General features: G+C 43.2%; 19 protein-coding genes, 1 tRNA gene and 1 pseudogene. 14 read left to right on the forward strand and 7 right to left on the reverse strand.

Going from position 1 to position 15,849, the window contains the following annotated elements:
* The first annotated feature begins 288 nt into the window (after nucleotides 1-288).
* From DN068_RS15800 to DN068_RS15820, 5 genes are all read left to right on the forward strand, one after another.
* Nucleotides 289-909 carry a GldM family protein gene (locus DN068_RS15800; RefSeq protein ID WP_110999911.1) on the forward strand — a complete coding sequence of 207 codons (621 nt, stop codon included), beginning with the start codon at nucleotides 289-291 and terminating at the stop codon, nucleotides 907-909.
* A 69-nt stretch (nucleotides 910-978) separates the two neighbouring features.
* Nucleotides 979-1,479, forward strand: a complete 501-nt coding sequence (locus DN068_RS15805; protein ID WP_110999912.1) for a DinB family protein — start codon at nucleotides 979-981, stop codon at nucleotides 1,477-1,479.
* A gap of 60 nt (nucleotides 1,480-1,539) precedes the next feature.
* Complete coding sequence (locus tag DN068_RS15810) at nucleotides 1,540-2,286, forward strand: Bax inhibitor-1/YccA family protein (RefSeq protein WP_110999913.1); 747 nt, start codon at nucleotides 1,540-1,542, stop codon at nucleotides 2,284-2,286.
* Between the two features lie 135 nt (nucleotides 2,287-2,421).
* Entirely contained in the window at nucleotides 2,422-2,664 is a 243-nt protein-coding gene (locus DN068_RS15815) for a hypothetical protein (RefSeq protein WP_110999914.1), read from the forward strand.
* Nucleotides 2,649-2,957, forward strand: a complete 309-nt coding sequence (locus DN068_RS15820) for a type II toxin-antitoxin system RelE/ParE family toxin (protein WP_110999915.1) — start codon at nucleotides 2,649-2,651, stop codon at nucleotides 2,955-2,957. The genes DN068_RS15815 and DN068_RS15820 overlap by 16 nt, the downstream gene beginning before the upstream one ends.
* An 81-nt stretch (nucleotides 2,958-3,038) precedes the next feature.
* Here the strand turns inward: DN068_RS15820 and DN068_RS15825 are convergent, their stop codons facing one another.
* Nucleotides 3,039-4,451, reverse strand: coding sequence for an MATE family efflux transporter (locus DN068_RS15825; protein WP_110999916.1), 1,413 nt, complete (start codon nucleotides 4,449-4,451; stop codon nucleotides 3,039-3,041).
* A gap of 283 nt (nucleotides 4,452-4,734) precedes the next feature.
* On the opposite strand from DN068_RS15825, the gene tsaD reads away from it, so the two are divergent.
* Both tsaD and DN068_RS15835 read left to right on the forward strand, forming a co-directional pair.
* On the forward strand, nucleotides 4,735-5,748 hold the full coding sequence (gene tsaD, locus DN068_RS15830) for a tRNA (adenosine(37)-N6)-threonylcarbamoyltransferase complex transferase subunit TsaD (protein WP_110999917.1): 1,014 nt from the start codon (nucleotides 4,735-4,737) through the stop codon (nucleotides 5,746-5,748).
* A complete protein-coding gene (locus DN068_RS15835; protein WP_110999918.1) occupies nucleotides 5,741-6,451 on the forward strand; it encodes a tRNA1(Val) (adenine(37)-N6)-methyltransferase in 711 nt (236 codons plus the stop codon). Before tsaD ends, DN068_RS15835 begins: the two co-directional genes overlap by 8 nt.
* Here the strand turns inward: DN068_RS15835 and DN068_RS15840 are convergent.
* Nucleotides 6,414-6,863 (reverse strand): hypothetical protein, encoded by a 450-nt coding sequence (locus tag DN068_RS15840; RefSeq protein WP_123985376.1) that lies wholly within the window; start codon nucleotides 6,861-6,863, stop codon nucleotides 6,414-6,416. The two genes, DN068_RS15835 and DN068_RS15840, sit on opposite strands and share 38 nt — an antisense overlap.
* 97 nt (nucleotides 6,864-6,960) lie before the next feature.
* On the opposite strand from DN068_RS15840, the gene DN068_RS15845 reads away from it, so the two are divergent.
* Nucleotides 6,961-7,032 (forward strand) — tRNA-Arg (locus DN068_RS15845).
* Between the two features lie 745 nt (nucleotides 7,033-7,777).
* Here DN068_RS15845 and DN068_RS22525 read toward each other — a convergent pair.
* From DN068_RS22525 to DN068_RS15865, 4 genes and pseudogenes are all read right to left on the reverse strand, one after another.
* Nucleotides 7,778-8,623, reverse strand: a pseudogene (locus tag DN068_RS22525) (recombinase family protein); the annotation flags it as partial.
* Complete coding sequence (locus tag DN068_RS15855; RefSeq protein ID WP_110999920.1) at nucleotides 8,620-8,880, reverse strand: hypothetical protein; 261 nt, start codon at nucleotides 8,878-8,880, stop codon at nucleotides 8,620-8,622. The gene DN068_RS15855 and the pseudogene DN068_RS22525, both read right to left, overlap by 4 nt.
* A 38-nt stretch (nucleotides 8,881-8,918) precedes the next feature.
* Nucleotides 8,919-9,113 (reverse strand): hypothetical protein, encoded by a 195-nt coding sequence (locus tag DN068_RS15860; RefSeq protein ID WP_110999921.1) that lies wholly within the window; start codon nucleotides 9,111-9,113, stop codon nucleotides 8,919-8,921.
* A gap of 218 nt (nucleotides 9,114-9,331) precedes the next feature.
* Complete coding sequence (locus DN068_RS15865; RefSeq protein WP_110999922.1) at nucleotides 9,332-9,568, reverse strand: hypothetical protein; 237 nt, start codon at nucleotides 9,566-9,568, stop codon at nucleotides 9,332-9,334.
* 332 nt (nucleotides 9,569-9,900) lie between these two features.
* Between DN068_RS15865 and DN068_RS15870 the strand changes: the two genes are divergently transcribed.
* Nucleotides 9,901-10,104 carry a DUF4248 domain-containing protein gene (locus DN068_RS15870; protein WP_207798979.1) on the forward strand — a complete coding sequence of 68 codons (204 nt, stop codon included), beginning with the start codon at nucleotides 9,901-9,903 and terminating at the stop codon, nucleotides 10,102-10,104.
* 7 nt (nucleotides 10,105-10,111) lie between these two features.
* On the opposite strand, the gene DN068_RS15875 is transcribed toward DN068_RS15870, so the two are convergent.
* A complete protein-coding gene (locus tag DN068_RS15875; RefSeq protein ID WP_110999924.1) occupies nucleotides 10,112-11,230 on the reverse strand; it encodes a hypothetical protein in 1,119 nt (372 codons plus the stop codon).
* Nucleotides 11,231-11,701: 471 nt separating this feature from the next.
* On the opposite strand from DN068_RS15875, the gene DN068_RS15880 reads away from it, so the two are divergent.
* The 5 genes from DN068_RS15880 (at nucleotide 11,702) to DN068_RS15900 (ending at nucleotide 15,841) form a co-directional block, all read left to right on the forward strand.
* Nucleotides 11,702-11,944 carry a hypothetical protein gene (locus tag DN068_RS15880; RefSeq protein WP_123985377.1) on the forward strand — a complete coding sequence of 81 codons (243 nt, stop codon included), beginning with the start codon at nucleotides 11,702-11,704 and terminating at the stop codon, nucleotides 11,942-11,944.
* 3 nt (nucleotides 11,945-11,947) lie between these two features.
* Complete coding sequence (locus DN068_RS15885; RefSeq protein ID WP_110999926.1) at nucleotides 11,948-12,448, forward strand: hypothetical protein; 501 nt, start codon at nucleotides 11,948-11,950, stop codon at nucleotides 12,446-12,448.
* A complete protein-coding gene (locus DN068_RS15890; protein ID WP_110999927.1) occupies nucleotides 12,448-14,343 on the forward strand; it encodes a hypothetical protein in 1,896 nt (631 codons plus the stop codon). The genes DN068_RS15885 and DN068_RS15890 overlap by 1 nt, the downstream gene beginning before the upstream one ends.
* Before the next feature lie 31 nt (nucleotides 14,344-14,374).
* Nucleotides 14,375-15,019, forward strand: coding sequence for a hypothetical protein (locus DN068_RS15895; RefSeq protein ID WP_110999928.1), 645 nt, complete (start codon nucleotides 14,375-14,377; stop codon nucleotides 15,017-15,019).
* 111 nt (nucleotides 15,020-15,130) lie between these two features.
* Nucleotides 15,131-15,841, forward strand: a complete 711-nt coding sequence (locus DN068_RS15900; protein WP_110999929.1) for a hypothetical protein — start codon at nucleotides 15,131-15,133, stop codon at nucleotides 15,839-15,841.
* The last annotated feature ends 8 nt before the right edge of the window (nucleotides 15,842-15,849 follow it).

Consider the following 15,849-nt stretch of genomic DNA (forward strand, 5'->3'; position numbering starts at 1 on the left):
AAAAGGACATTTCGATCGTCGATTTCTGATTTTTTGATCGCTGATTTTTGATCGATGTAACGGGTAATATTTGAAGGGGATTAATAGGTTGATATTTAATTGTTTGGAGAAATCGCATAACTAGTACGTACTATTTGATGAACTCGACCGTATTTGTTGGGCAAATAGTACGTACTATTTGCCCAACAAATACGGTCGAGTTTGGGGGAAGGTTTATAAGGTTGTTGTGCTAGTCTTAGAAAGTCTTTTCAGGAATAATCTGGCGAGATTTATTTCTATCTTTTAATCATGAAATTTACCCTGTATTTCCTGGCAGCATTTTTCCTTTCCTTTTCGGCGAATGCCCAGATTGAAACCCATCAGTTGTCGCTAAAGGATTCAACGAAGAACATTTTGTACATAGGCATCGTGAACCGTATAAGGCTAATACATTTACCGACTGGCGCGAAAATGACGCTGAAAAACGGAGAAATCCACCAGGATGGTAATCTGTTTACATTCTATGAACGAAAGGAAGGTGCAGATACTTTAATCATCCAGAAAGGTGGAAAGGTTATTTTCCGAAAAGTATTTGAAGGGAGGTATGTTTGCGATCCAAAGGTGCGACTTTGCGGGTTGCCTGATTCTGTGGGTTATCCAGCTCAAATTATGGTGTGTTCGGATTTAATGGTCTTCGATAGTTGTCTCTACAAAATGAGAATGAGTGTTCTTGAGTTTACAGTGACGTTGTTTAAAAGTAGAGAAGAGGGTTTCCCCCAACAGATAGAGGGATCGAAATTGCCTGTTTCTTTATTGAATCAAATTCAAACGATGAAAAGAGGCGATAGAATTTTGTTTCAGGACATTAAAGCAGGCGGGGCGGAATGTAGAATTCGAACTATGCCAGATTATACCGTTTACATTCGGTAGACTAAGGTTACCATAACTTATAACGTATAACTTAAAACTAACAACTAAATTTGTCCAAACTCAGATTTTATGTATCGACTCATAGAAGATTTCGTAACCGACTGGAAACACGAAGCGGAATCGACACTCAAAATTTTCAGCGAGCTGACTGATGCATCGCTTACAGAACACGTTGCAGGTTATAAACGTACCATTGGCCGTCTTGCCTGGCATATAACACAAACTACCACCGAAATGATGCATCGTGTGGGTCTGTTTGACAATGACGCATTGGAGCAGGTGCCACAACCGGCTACTGTATCCGAAATTGCAGCTGATTTCAAAAAGTATGCAGATGCACTCGTAGAAAATATCCAGCAGAAATGGACAGATGCTACGCTCCTCGAAAAACGGCATATGTATGGTGAAGAATGGGTAAACGGCATTACGCTGAGCATTTTAATCAAACATATGGCACATCACCGCGCGCAAATAACCGTGCTGATGCGTCAGCTAGGTCTTGTTGTACCCGGTGTTTACGGTCCGGCGAACGAAGAATGGCTCGCATTCGGCATGCAACCAATGGAATAGAAGGTGTTTTGCTTATCATTTTTAACTTATTACATTTGCCAAAACCATTAACTTGCTGGTATGGAAAATTTTAATCAAAATCAGATCTTCCCTGATTCCCGTGTAGAAAACCTTGGATCTAAAGCTATTTCCCAAAGTTTCTTTTCAAACGTATTCCTGTGGATGTTTGCAGGACTCGGTATTTCGGCAGTACTTGCATTTGTATTTGCCCTCAACACACAGTGGCTTCAATTTATGTTTACAGAGCAGGGTAAGCTGAGCCTGCCTGGATACGGCGTTATGTTTGCACCATTTATTATGGTAATGACTATGTCGCTGGCTTTTAACCGTCTTTCAGCAGCTGCGATTACCGGTTTATTCCTCGCGTATTCTGCGGTAAATGGTATTTCATTCAGCTTTATACTGCTGGCTTATACTGCAGGTTCAGTAGTAGGTTGCTTTGCTTCTGCAGCGGTTATGTTCGGCGTAATGGCGGTAATGGGCTACACTACTAAAAAAGATCTTACTTCCTTCGGACGTATCATGATGATGGGCCTGATCGGTATCGTAGTTGCGATGCTCATCAACTTCTTTATGCATAGTGCAGCGCTGGATTATGTGATCAGCATTATCGGTGTAATGGTGTTCGTAGGTCTGACAGCATACGACGTTCAGAAACTGAAACGCATTGGCGCGGGTCTCGAATACGACGGTGTTCCAGCTTCTGATGTTAGAAAGATATCGATCATGGGTGCGCTTACATTGTACCTTGATTTCATCAACATTTTCCTGTTCTTGCTCCGTCTTTTCGGTAAAAGAAGAAACTAATTTCAGCTACGCTGTAAAACGAAAAAGGACCCATCGGGTCCTTTTTCGTTTTGGTACTACTAAAGACATAGTGTGCAATGCGGTGTCGCTATGGGAGGAATTGCTTATTTTTGAACATAAGAAAACAGAAGTGACATGACTTCAGCGGCAATTAGAAATATCCGGGAAGAGATAAAGCAATACATTGATCATGCAGATCCTAAAATTGTAAAAATGATCCACGCAATGCTGGAGGTGGATTCAGATGCGGATTGGTGGCATTCAATGCCGGACAATGTCAAAACTGATGTGGAAGAAGCGTTGGCACAGGCGGATGATGGAGCGTTTATTTCTCACGAACAGATGAAGAAAAAATATCCAAAGTGGTTTACGAAATAGTCTGGACTGGCAAGGCTGTGGAAAGCTATGCTCATAATATGCAGTATCTGGAGGAAAACTGGACTGAAAAGGAAATGAGCGGTTTCGCTGGTGCTGTGGAAGAAAAGCTATTCACATTGTCAAAGCATCCCGATATTGGTAAGCCCAGAAACAAAAAACATCCCAATATAAGGCACATTGTCCTGCATAAAAGAATTACATTGATTTATCGTGTAAAGCCTAAGCACAAAAGAATAGAGTTATTATTATTTTGGAATACATACCAATTCCCGGCCAAATTGAAGATCAAATAATATCTGTTCAATTAATTTCGGAATGGGAAAATGCCAGCTGTTATCGGTGAATAATTGATAACAGCTGGCATTCATCTTTAGCTACACTTTCACGGCCTTCCATTTTCCTCTTCTAAATAACAAAATCGCCGCAATAGCGATGGCGCTTTCAGCAACTGCTACCGCAATAAACACCCCTTTCGGACCAACGTTCAGAACTTTGGCAAGTATATACGCCAGCGGAATCTGAAATGCCCAGAAGCCGAACAGGTTGAGTATTGTAGGTGTTTTGGTGTCGCCGGCACCATTAAACGATTGTATCAGTACCATTCCGAAGCCATAGAAAACATAGCCCATACAGATATAGCGCAGCGTATCAATACCGTATTGCACCACATCGCTGGTATGCGAAAAGAAGCCAATGATTTTATCTGCGAAAATGTAAAACAAGATCGCCATCGTCAACAGGAAGGCCATATTGAAGAACGCTGCACGCCAGGCCGATTGTTCTGCACGGTCCGGTTGTTGTGCTCCAAGATTTTGACCCACCAAAGTTGCGGCAGCATTCGCCATACCCCAGGCTGGTAATAAAGTAAAGATGATCACACGGATACCAATGGTATAGCCTGCAACAGCGTCCGTTCCAAAGCTGGAAATAATGCGTGCCAGGAACACCCAGCTGGCCGAGTTAATCAGGAATTGCCCTGCGGTACCGGCTGTCAGGCGAATGATATTATTCACTACAGCTGCATCATATTTTAAATGTTTACGACCGATATGAATGATGCTTTTGCCTTTAGAAAGAAAATACCATTGATAGATAACGCCACATCCACGGCCGATAGTCGTAGCCAGGGCGGCGCCTTTCAGTCCTAAAGCCGGAATTGGTCCGAGGCCATTAATGAGCAGCGGACAAAGGAAAATATTGAGGATATTCGCCAGCCATAAAGAACGCATGGCAATAGAAGCATCGCCCGCTCCGCGAAAAATACCATTGATCAGGAACAGCAGAATGATAATGATATTACTGCCCATCATGATTTGCGTGTAATGATAATTTTCGGCCACTAGTTGTGGATCGGCACCCATCAACAGCAAAATATCCTTTGCAAAGAAAATGCCGGAAATACTGACCAGCAGCGATAATCCGCCAGCCAGATACATAGACTGAACGGCTGTATGCGCGGCGCCATCTGTATCTTTTTCACCGATGCGACGCGCAATAATAGCTGTGGTAGCGATACTTAGCCCCATGGCCACGGAATAAATAATAGTGAGCACCGACTCCGTTAGTCCTACGGTAGCGATTGCTTGTTCGCCGAGGCGACCTACAAAATAGACATCCACAACGGCGAACAATGATTCCATAATCATTTCCAGCACCATTGGGACCGAGAGCAAAAAGATGGCCCGGTTAATATTGCCCGAGGTAAAATCCTTTTCGGTTCCCTGGACAGCGGTTTTAAACAACTGCAAAAAATGCAGCGCACGTGACGTTTGGGTTCGTTTCGTCATACGAAATAAGCATTAGGGGAATAAATCCCTGTTTTTTTAAAATAATAATAAATGAAAACCTGCTACCGTGCAGCAATACGTAGCAGTGAAAGAAAGCGGCTGGTGCGCTTGAGGAAGCGCGAAACTAGAAGATCATCGGCTTTGGAGATAATGAATGGATGCGAAAATACGATTTTTGAGCTTAAAGCCCAAAGCTTAATGCGTAAAGTTCAGTTGTGTTATAAGTAAGCCTCGGGCCTAATGCTTTATGCCTTAAGCTTTGAATCGTATCTTTGCCTTTCGTATGAGTGTAACCATTCTTGCCATTGAGTCTTCGTGTGATGATACCAGTGCAGCCATAATCCGTGATGGAAAAGTATTGAGCAACCTGATTGCTACCCAGAAAGTGCATGAACAATATGGTGGTGTAGTGCCGGAGATGGCGTCGCGCGCACATATGCAGAACATTGTGCCGGTAGTAGATGTGGCTTTGCAAAATGCTGGCGTAAAGAAAGAAGAGATTACCGCAGTAGCATTTACACAAGCGCCGGGTTTAATCGGTTCGCTGATGGTTGGTGCTGGCTTTGCGAAAGCATTTGCGCAAGCGAGAAATCTGCCATTGATTGCCGTGCACCATATGCAGGCGCATGTACTGGCGCATTTCATCGAAGATCCAAAACCCGATTTTCCATTCTTATGTCTGACGGTTTCTGGTGGACATACACAGATTGTGCTTTGTAAAAGTCCGCTCGAGCTGGAAGTGCTGGGTGAAACCGTAGATGATGCGGCAGGCGAGGCATTTGATAAAACAGCGAAAATGCTGGGCTTACCTTATCCGGGTGGTCCGCTGATTGATAAAAATGCACAGGAAGGCGATCCGTTGCGATTCAAATTTCCGGTGACAAGTATGCCTGGTTTCAATTTCAGTTTTAGCGGAATTAAAACGGCGGTACTTAATTTTCTGCAGCAGCAAAAGAAAACCAATCCCAATTTCGTAGAAGAGAATATTAAAGACATCTGCGCTTCTGTACAGTATACCATCATCACCATGCTGATGAATAAACTGAAGAAAGCAGCGAAAGAACTTAATATTAAACAGGTGGGCATTGCTGGTGGTGTATCTGCGAACAGCGGTCTGCGTAAGACCTTGCAGGAACAAGGCGCTGAATTAGGTTGGGAAGTGTTCATTCCGAAGTTTGAATATTGTACGGACAACGCTGCCATGATTGGTATTACCGCTTATTATAAATACCTCGACGGCGAATTTGCAGACCTTTCCGTAACGCCTTCTGCGCGTGCCTCCTGGACACATGGCTAATAGTTATTTTCAATTCAAGCAATTTAAAATAGAGCAGGGAAGTGCCGCGATGAAAGTAAGCACGGATGCTTGTATTCAAGGTGCGTGGACTGCTGTGCAGGCGGCAGATCATGATGTACTGGATATTGGTTGCGGAACGGGATTGTTGAGTTTGATGCTCGCGCAAAAACAATCAGAGATTCAGATTGATGCTGTAGAACTAGATGCTGATGCGGCTTTACAGGCTTCTCAGAATGTAAAACATTCTCCCTGGAGCGATCGCATTAATGTGTTTCAGGAAGATATTAAAGACTTTCGCCCCGAAAAGAAATATGATCTGATCATCTGCAATCCACCGTTTTTTCAAAATAGTCTTTTAGGTCCGGATGAATTGCGTAATCAGGCGAGACATAATCATACTTTAAGTTACCAGGATCTTTTCGACGTTATCGAAAAACATTTGCATCCATCAGGACGAGCTTCCATTTTATTGCCATCGGTTGAACACACCATTTGGGAAACTATTGTGCAGCAAAATGGTTGGTCGGTGTACCACAAATTATTAGTCTATCCTTCGGTAAACAAAACGTTTAACCGGGTGGTTAGCATCATTGGTTCGAAGCAACAGGAAACCATTTTAGAAGCGTTACAGATCCGCGACGCCGAGAACAACTATAGCGAAACGTTTACTCGATTGTTGGGTCCGTACTATCTGAAATTGTAGGATTGTCGCTTTTTTTGCTGTACAGATAAAAGAAGCTGATGATCATCCAGCCAATCCAAAACAGGTAAGCACCCAGATGGAATTTCTCTTTCAGCCAGCGGTGTGCGTAATAATTCTGGAAATCGTGGTAGGTATAGTATAATCCGAAGATGGCGATAAAGATGGCGATTCCGTGAATGAAGCGGGAGGTGCGAACGGGCAGGTAACGATGCACCAGATATTGAATGGTTGTCAAAGCCATGAGAATGACGAAAATGGCAATAGCGCCTTGCCACCAGACTTTCAGAAAGGTATAGTCTGAATACATTAGATTCACTCCCACACGGCCAATCCACGACATTTTGGAGAACAGATAGCCGGAAATGACCGAAAGCGCAGCGAGGAATATGATTAATGGTGTTAGTCGTTTCATGCGTCGTGGTTTATATCAAAATTACTTAATGCGGATAAATAATCGTGCCGGGAATTAGTATATGCCACAGAAAATGATAAATTTGCAGCCGGTTAATGGCTTCGTAGTACAATGGATAGTATAAGAGTTTCCGAAGCTCCAGATCCAGGTTCGATTCCTGGCGAAGCCACCCAAGCGGGAACATCTAATTTCGTATTAGAGTTCCCGCTTTCTTTTTGCCCTAAAGTCCTTTGTAGGCTTGACATATAAGAAAATACCTCATTTACTTTTGGGGTTCGACACCCCTCTGTTTTTCGATTATAGTAGATACCGTCAGGAAATAGCAAAAATTGAAGTTCCTGTTTTCCTTTGTAATCGCTCAAATGCCACACTGTAGCGAGTTTTGAGGAAAGGTTGATAGCCTTTTGTACGCAATTTTCAAGGTTCGACACCCTTGAACCTGTTTTTCCCAATGATACCTCCAATTCCTGTTGCTCCTCCTGTAATTTACCGGCATATTTATCAAACATAGCCTTTGTGATTTCTTCCATCACATACCTTTCTTCCAATCGTTCAAGCCTCTTCGTAACCTCTTCCAGTTCATTGTCGATGTGTGATCGTTGCAATTCTCCTTCTTCCGTAAGTTGATTATAGGTTGCTACAATCTGCTGACTAATGACATACCGGATGCCCTCATTTTCTATATTTAGAACATATTGGTCAAGCATTTCCGCAAATGTCTTGTGTAGTTCGTCCGCCCTTTTGTTGCAGCAACAACCTTTAGTATTGCATTTATAGTAATACTGCTGATTTTTGTATGCCTTGTATGCACGTAGGAATTGGCCGCATTGTTCGCATTTAAGGAAACGTTTCAACGGTATTTCTTCATTTTCCGGTTCCATCGTATAACCGGACTTATGCTTTTTCGCAAGAATGCCATTGACCTTCAGAAAGACTTCTTTTGATACCGCCTTTTCCTGAATACCTTCCAATATTCTTCCTTCAAGTGCTTTGTGAACAACAAGGCCGCAATAGAATGGATTACGCAACATATCTGAAACCCGTTGATTGGACAATTTAAGTCCCTTTCCCGCTAATTGGCTTCTTACATCTTCATTGGACATTCCCATAGCCTTTAATTCAAAGGCATATTTGATGAGCTTCCCTTTTGCATTCAGTACGATCCTTTTGGGCTGCCCTTCACTGCGTACAATATCATATCCAAATGGAACAGAGGTACACCAGATACCGGCAAGCAATTTTTCCTTTACACCGGCCATACACTTTTCCCGGCGAAGCTGGTTGTCGTACTCGGAAAATATGAATTGTATGTTTTGCTGAAATCTCCCGCTCGGTGTACTCGCATCCGTAGGCTGTGTTACTGCAAACACGACAATCCCCTGCTTTTTTAGTTGGTCTGCTATATAAATAGCATTCGCACCGGATCGGCTAAACCTATCCACACTGTAAACAATGATGATGGATATTTTTTCCTTGCTCTTTTTTACGAAGGTCAGCATTCGGTTGAATTCTTTTCTTTCATCCGTCTTAGCACTTTCATAGGTTCCACCGAAAGACCCCATGATAGGTATCTTATTACGGGTAGCGTAAAGTTCACAATCCTTTCTCTGTGTTTCGAGGCTCATACCCTTTGTTTGTTCCTTACTGGAAACACGGGTGTAAATCACACATTTGGCATTCGATACTTTTTGTTTTATTTCTCCTTTGGCGAAAATGGAAAACGCCTGGAGTTTATCAGGTATTTCGTTTCCTATCATCATGCTGCTTTCTTTTGTAGGTTTTTATTGAGATCAATTGTTTTTGATTTTGCTTTGCCTTTTCTATTCGCCGTTTCTTTAGCATGAATAGTCACCACCGCCCTTGAGAAAATTTTGGCAGCCTCAATTATCGAGGCCAGCTCTTCGTCGCTATGTGTTGCAAAGCAGGGCATATCTTTTAGTTCAGCTACCATAACATCTTCTCTCCGTTTTGATGATGTCAGGAATGTATTGACGGGCATTAAGTTTTGTGACTTCATAGTTGATTGAGATATTTATTTTTTAGTGCGGACGGAAATCATTCGTCAAAGGCTTCTAACCTTTTGATTAATTCTTCATCTGTATCGTCACCTTTATAGTACCAAACGGTAATAGAAAGGCCATCGTCACCCAGAACGTGACCAATGCCATTTTGTAAATCACCTTCCTGTAGGATTTTGGAAAAAGCGATAATGTTTTCCAGGTTTACATAGAACTCCTTTGATTCTTTCATCTTCTTTGTTTTTTAAATTGTTAGGTAATAAGGAAGAATTATTCATGTTCCTATTTGTTTCCTAAAAACAAAGTTAAGGCATTGATTATCAATGTATTAATGTATTTTTAAAACCCCAAAAAAATGATAAAACAAAGAATTGAAGAGTGTTGTACAGGTGCGATGATGTTCCAGAAAGGCGGCGTTAATATAAAGCTGGTCACTAAGCCGTAATAGAATTATGTGTTTGGTATTACCCTGGTGGGTAGTAGCTGCTCAATTTGTTTTACAGCACTACGCTGATAACGTTTGTTCAGGTTAATGCTCAGGCTTAGGGATAGAAACTGTTCATCATCGGTAACACTATCCAATGAATAATTGATTTCATGGTCGATGATAAGCTGCAATGTTTTCATCACTGATTGTTGCGGGATACTAAAATGATAAGTGCGGAAAGGAATTAATGTTGCCTTCATAGATATTGCCGGAATTAGATGTGAATAATGCCGAAAGAGTATATTACTCCTTTCGGTTAAAGGCAATATTGAAGCAAATGCGTAGTGGCTTGTAAGAAGTTGTTAGTTGTTGTCAGCGGTTGTTATCCGTTGTCATTATATTTTGTAATGCAAGCCGGAAATTCCCGGATAAACCCGTAATAAACCTGTAGTGATAGCGTAAAAAAAATGCACCATTACGGTGCATTCAAGTATGACAAATGGGTACTGACAAATTTACTGTGTCATCCATTACACAGAATTGATACATGAAATGTATTACAGAAATATTTTTGATAAAATTCCTGTTGTCTATGTTTGAAATAAGGTCATACACCAGAAAAGAACTGGCTATGCTATACTTCCCGAAATGCCTTCCTGCTGCTGCTTACATGAATTTCAGACGATGGATGCTGGAACAGAAAAGTGCTGATGAATTACTGACAAAAATCCATCGCAAAAAAATACTGTCTAAATCCGAAGTAAAAGAGATCGTTGATATTTTAGGTGAACCTTAATGATTCCCTACTTCTCTTCCACTTTATATAAGTGTCCCTTTACCCCACCAGTTGCATCTTTACCTACGAGTGTAGGCTGAATCCAGATCAGCTTCTTTTCCTTCAATCCCTGTCCGAAGGGTTGATTGCGCCAATGCCCACGCCGCCAGTGTGCAGCAACCGGATATGTTGAATCACTTTGTTGTTGCTCCGGCCTTTTGTAAGTGGTTCCGACAAAGTTTATTTTAGAGTAGCCAGACGATTTAATCTTCTCCCCAATCTGCTCCATTTCCTTCCTGGTCTTGCCAAAACTCAGTTTTTTATTGAAGTTAAACGGAAGGCTCTGCGGATATTCCGTTTTAATATCCTGCTGGTCTTTGGGCAGGGACAAGTATAATAGGCAATTAATGACCAGCTTGATGATCCGTTCAGAGAACTGAACTTTCTTATTGTAAAAATCAAGGCGGTTATCTGTGATCTCCTGGCTAACCGTTTCCGGCTCATCATCTGAAAATATCTCCAGCTTCCAGAACTCAATTTCATCCTGCAAGGATTTTCCTATCGTGGTGATTTGTGTTTTCTCATCGAAGTCCAGAGAAAAATCCCAAAAATTACCTTTATAAACTCCAGGTATGCCTGGCTTCACGCATTGACGGTATGCTTCCGTAAAAGAACCCGCAAACTGAAACTCCAGCCTGCTATGTCCGTTTTTAAAATGCGGGTTACTCGATACAAATACACCTTCGACTATTTCATGGGTTCCTTTATCCAACTCTAACCGGAGTGGTAGCAACGAAATGTAGAAATATCCATAAGGCAACCTGATGCTATCAATGCTGATTTGATCCACATCGGTACGATCCAGCATTTCCAGTAAATCAGATGTGAATGAAAAGATGTTTTGCCCGGCGGTGAACCAATCATGCCAGTGGATAAAATCTGTAAACTTCAGGTAATTATCCCGCTTTTCTTCTTCTGAAAAATTGGTTTCCTGTCGTCTGGTGGTGTGTTGGCCATTTTCATAGTGCCATTGCAGTTGCCCTAATACCTGGCCAATGTAACCTTCTTTATCGCTTACCCACCTGCGAAGGTTTCGTTCTTTATCTATGCGGTACGGATAGTAATAATATAGTTCTTGTTCGTTCATATATGGGGTGGTAGGTTAATCATACCGGAAATAGCCATTTCCATTACTCCAGCAAAATTACATTTTTTCTTAGCGCCCAAATCCTTGTAGCATTTGTAGCAAAATGTTGCAAAACTGACATTAACCCTTTACTGCATCGGCTTTCGCCGGTTTTTTCTCTTGCTACAATCCTGAATCCTTGTAACCGTTTGTAGCAACCAAAACGAAAGTCTTGCTACAAGTTGCTACAATTTGCTACAAGTTTTACAACTGCAAAAACCTATTGAAAGTCTTGTCCTTATTGCGCTGGAATGATTGCTACAAATTGCTCGGTGCAAAAACTGCAAAAAAACAACTAACAACCACTTACAACAAATTACAACGCATAACAGCCGCTGACAACTACTTACAGCAGCCCTTTTGTGCAACGTAATCTTTGCTCACACAAACGGTATAAAGCCGGAACACAAACAAAAAGCAAAGGTTACACGCATGGATTTTCAACCACATGATTCCGGGAATAACTTCCCTTTTTCCAAAGGAACAACGCTATGGACGGTAGCCTTCAGTACTGTTGGCGGTGTTTATAAAGCGCAGGCATCGCCACGCCTGCTATTGGACGCATTGACTTTTGACGGAAGTGTTGCGGTAATGTCTTACGCTTTTCTGAGTGCGGTCGTTGGCTACTGCACTAAGAAGGGACTTGATTATTTATTCAAAAAATTCAAGAAGTAGATTATGAACACAATGGTGAAAGTCGGCATAGGCGTAGGTGCGTTCTTTATTGTGAACCGCATGTTGCAGCTCAATAAGCTGGCAGCAAACGTTACCGTGTCGCTTGCCAAAATACGTGTTCATAAAGTAAACCTTAGTGGCATTGAGATAGCAGCAACAGCAAAGATCAATAACCCGTCCAATGTATCTGTAACCATCATTAACCCGGTGGTAAGATTATGGAACAACAAAGGTGCTTTGATTGCTGAAAGTCCTGCCACCGGTCAGAGTTTTCCTATAGCAGCTAACAGACAAAGCGAGGTCGGAGAAATCAGTCTGCCCTTATCCTGGACAACCATACTGCCGTTACTCGGCATCAAAGACATTGCCAGCATCATCGCCCTGTTCGGTAAGGATGGTACAAAAGGATTGTTGAAATCTTTTAGCAGCCCTATTGCTATGACCGTGATTATGCAGGTCGAAGGGATGACCATTGAAACGCCTAAAACTATAATCAACAAGTGATGAAGATTTTCAACAGGGATTACCAGCCAGATTATGAGATCAGCAGCGGGCAACGGGTAATCCGCAGCGATGGGGCAAAATATGACTTCCTGTTTCCGAAGGCAGAAGTAAAGGACACTATTGTTATGGATAATGGTGAGGTGAAGGATACGCTCAGGGTTATTGAATCAGTTGTTTGGGAATCTATAAAAGACACCAAAAAAGTCGCAGACCTGCTAAAACAAAATTCCCTTGAAGAAACCTTGCGGGCTATCTGGGAGTTTCTTTACTACAATATCCAATACAAGCTGGATAAGCCAGGACTGGAAGAATTACGTAAGCCTTCAAGAGCCTGGCATGACCGGATCACAGGTATTGACTGCGATTGTTTTTCCATTTTCTGTTCCTCTATCCTTTGTAACCTGGGCATACCCCACCACTTCCGTGTAACAAGGTATTCGCAGGATCACTGGCAGCATATCTATGTGATCGTCCCCAAAGCGGACAGCACAGCACACTATACGATTGACGCTGTTTTAGGACAGTTCAATTATGAAAAGCCTTACACTCAAAAAATGGATTTTACCATGAGTTTAAATGGAATAAAAATCGCCGTTTTATCCGGCGTAGAAGATATTTCACCAGCCGTTAATGATACCGGCAGAATAGTAATGAACTCTATGCAGCTTGCGGCTGCCAACAATGTTGCACTACATGCGGCAATATTCGGAGTGGACTTACAGGGGTTGGGTATTTTGGCTGGTGAAGAATACTTGCTCGGTGCGGTAAAAGACCCCGATATTGAAAAGGGGCTGTACCGTTACCTGGTAGCTACAAGGCAGGCTATTGCCGAAAATCCCGTCACAGCTTTTGTGGCGGGATACAACCAGCAGGAAATTATCAAAATGCTGGATTATGCAATCCTCTATTGGTTCACCGACAAAAGGGATCAGGCGCTCGGACAACTGATTGCCAATGAAGCCTTGTTGGATCAGATGAACGGGTTCGGCAACCTGGAAGGTCTGTTGGGGGATGATGACCTCTATGGTGATGATGATATTCTGACCGGAGATGATGACGGGCTATTGGGCAAAGCCAAAAAAGATAAACCCAAGAAAAAGAAGAAAGGCTTCTTTAAAAAAATCGGTGGTGCTATCAAGAAGGTGGGTAAGGGGCTTATGCGTTTTAACCCCGCTACGATTGCAGCAAGAAATGGGTTTCTTCTGGCTTTGAAAATGAATATCGGCAAGATGTCCACCCGTTTGAAATGGGCGTATGCAACACCGGAACAAGCCGCTGCCAAAAAGGTAAGTGCCACCACAGTTGCCAAAGCAAAAAAGGCACTGGAGAAGATTGAAAAGTTGTTTGAGAAGATCGGCGGCAAAAAGAACAATTTGAAAAAAGCCATTCTTTCCGGCAAGAAAGGAAAGCTGAACGGCCTCGGTGAATTGGGCATCATACCTGTAGCCGCAGCAGTAGCCGCAGCGACCCCGATTATTACGGCTGTTATCAAAATTCTCAAGGATTCAGGATTAGCAAAAAAGGATGAGAACATAGACATATCATCCACTGAAGGCGATGCGGTAGCTGACGATGGTGTCACTTTTGATGACAGCGATCCGGGTACGGATACCGGTACAGAAATGACCGTTACCGATGCTGGCGAAAGTACAGGGGGCGAGGAAGCAATGGAAGGGCTGGGCAATATTGCCACTGGTGCCATCAAGTTTGCACAAAATAATCCCTTACTCGGTCTGGCCATTGGCGGAGCAGTTGCCTTCGGAATTTATAAGATGCTTGATAAAGACAAAGAACCTGAACCACCCCCTCCCCCCAAGCCGCCGCCGGAGCTGTCGGGGCCACCCGGACAAGGCAGGCATCCGCCCGGAGAACTCCCTGTATTCAAACTCCAGTAACCATTTTAAATAACAATCTAAATTCAAAACAATGGCAAAAGCAATAGCAGCAAAGGCCACCGGGACACAAAGTATCGGTGCAAAGGATTTGCTCAAACAAATACAGCCCATGATCGAAAATGTAGCAGGGTTTGTGGTAGGCAATCTTGCCGTGAACATGGCCAATAAAGTCCTGAAGGTTGACCCGACCAATACAGCGGAAAAGGGTATCAAAAGAATATTGCCACCACTCGCTGTTTCCGCAGGTGCTATGTTCGGTGCCACAAAGGTACAGCAGCCCATGTTGAAAAATATCCTTCAGGGAGCGGCTATTGCCGGTGCTTATAAAACGGCCAAAGCCCTGATGCCTACCGCTACTTTCCTTGCAGGTGATGGCCTGGGACTGACACCGGTAGCCGCAGTAGCCAGCAACGACCGCTGGCTGTATCACGAACGTACACCAATCTCCGGTATGGGCTTTCCCGACCTCGGTGCTATACAGCCGCCTGAAGGTAATTCCGGATATTATCTTGACGCACCTGCTTACATGGGTGAGCCGGAACAGGAAATGATACAGCAGCAACCCGGTTATTTCAGGGGTGCGCCGGAAGAACAGTTCTACGGCGGTGGCGAAGATGATCTGAACGGCAACAGCGATGAGCAGATCTACGGCAGTGATGATATAGAAATCCTCTAAGCCTTCCTTCCCTTCGACCCCTTACGAATCAATCCAACACAATTATTTCTTCATCCAAGCCTGCTCCTGTTTCCACAGGGGAAAGGGGCAGGCTTGCAAAAAAAATGCAACATGTTTACATTAGGTCAAATCAGTGATAGCGAATACAACCTGCTCGGCAGCATGAATGAAGCTGAGTTTCTCGGAGCCGTAGAACAGGCACCACCGGAAGAAAAAGCCCGTTTCTTCCGTAAGACCAAAGAAATTGCCAAGCAGGGTGCAGGCAAGAATGCAAGGGGTAGCCGCCAGGACTTTGAAAGCCGCATTAACCTGCTGCCCCGTGACGTACAGAAAGGGTTAGCGAACAAATCCCTGCAATCAGTGGACATCAGCTATTATGCCGTAAAGGATATTACCAACAGTAAGGTAGTAAAGATGCTGCGTGACGATGATAACAAGTCGGTCGGTTATACCAATATCAGCAGTGCCAAGCTGGAGAAAGGCGCTTTCTTTTTGCTTCATGCCATACGCCTTACCTATGGCATATCTGACCAGGGCGTAAATAACCCGCTGAACGTAAATTTTGCCCTAACCCCGGACTTTATCCGTAACGGCGAATTTGAGTTCAAAGCCAACGGAGCGGTACTTATTCCTAATACCTCACTGGAGGTGTTCAATACCAAAGGCAATGCCCGTTTGGTGGAAGGGACTTACATACTGGACAATCCGAAACTTATCCGCGATCAGCAGACGATTGAGTTTAACCTTGAATGGGGTACCAATGCGCCGCAGAACTCGTTCCTGAAGGTGATCCTGATCGGTACTACAGTCGTAAAAGCATAATAGAAGAA

The sequence above is a fragment of the Taibaiella soli genome (genome assembly GCF_003236175.1).
Lineage (GTDB): Bacteria > Bacteroidota > Bacteroidia > Chitinophagales > Chitinophagaceae > QKTW01.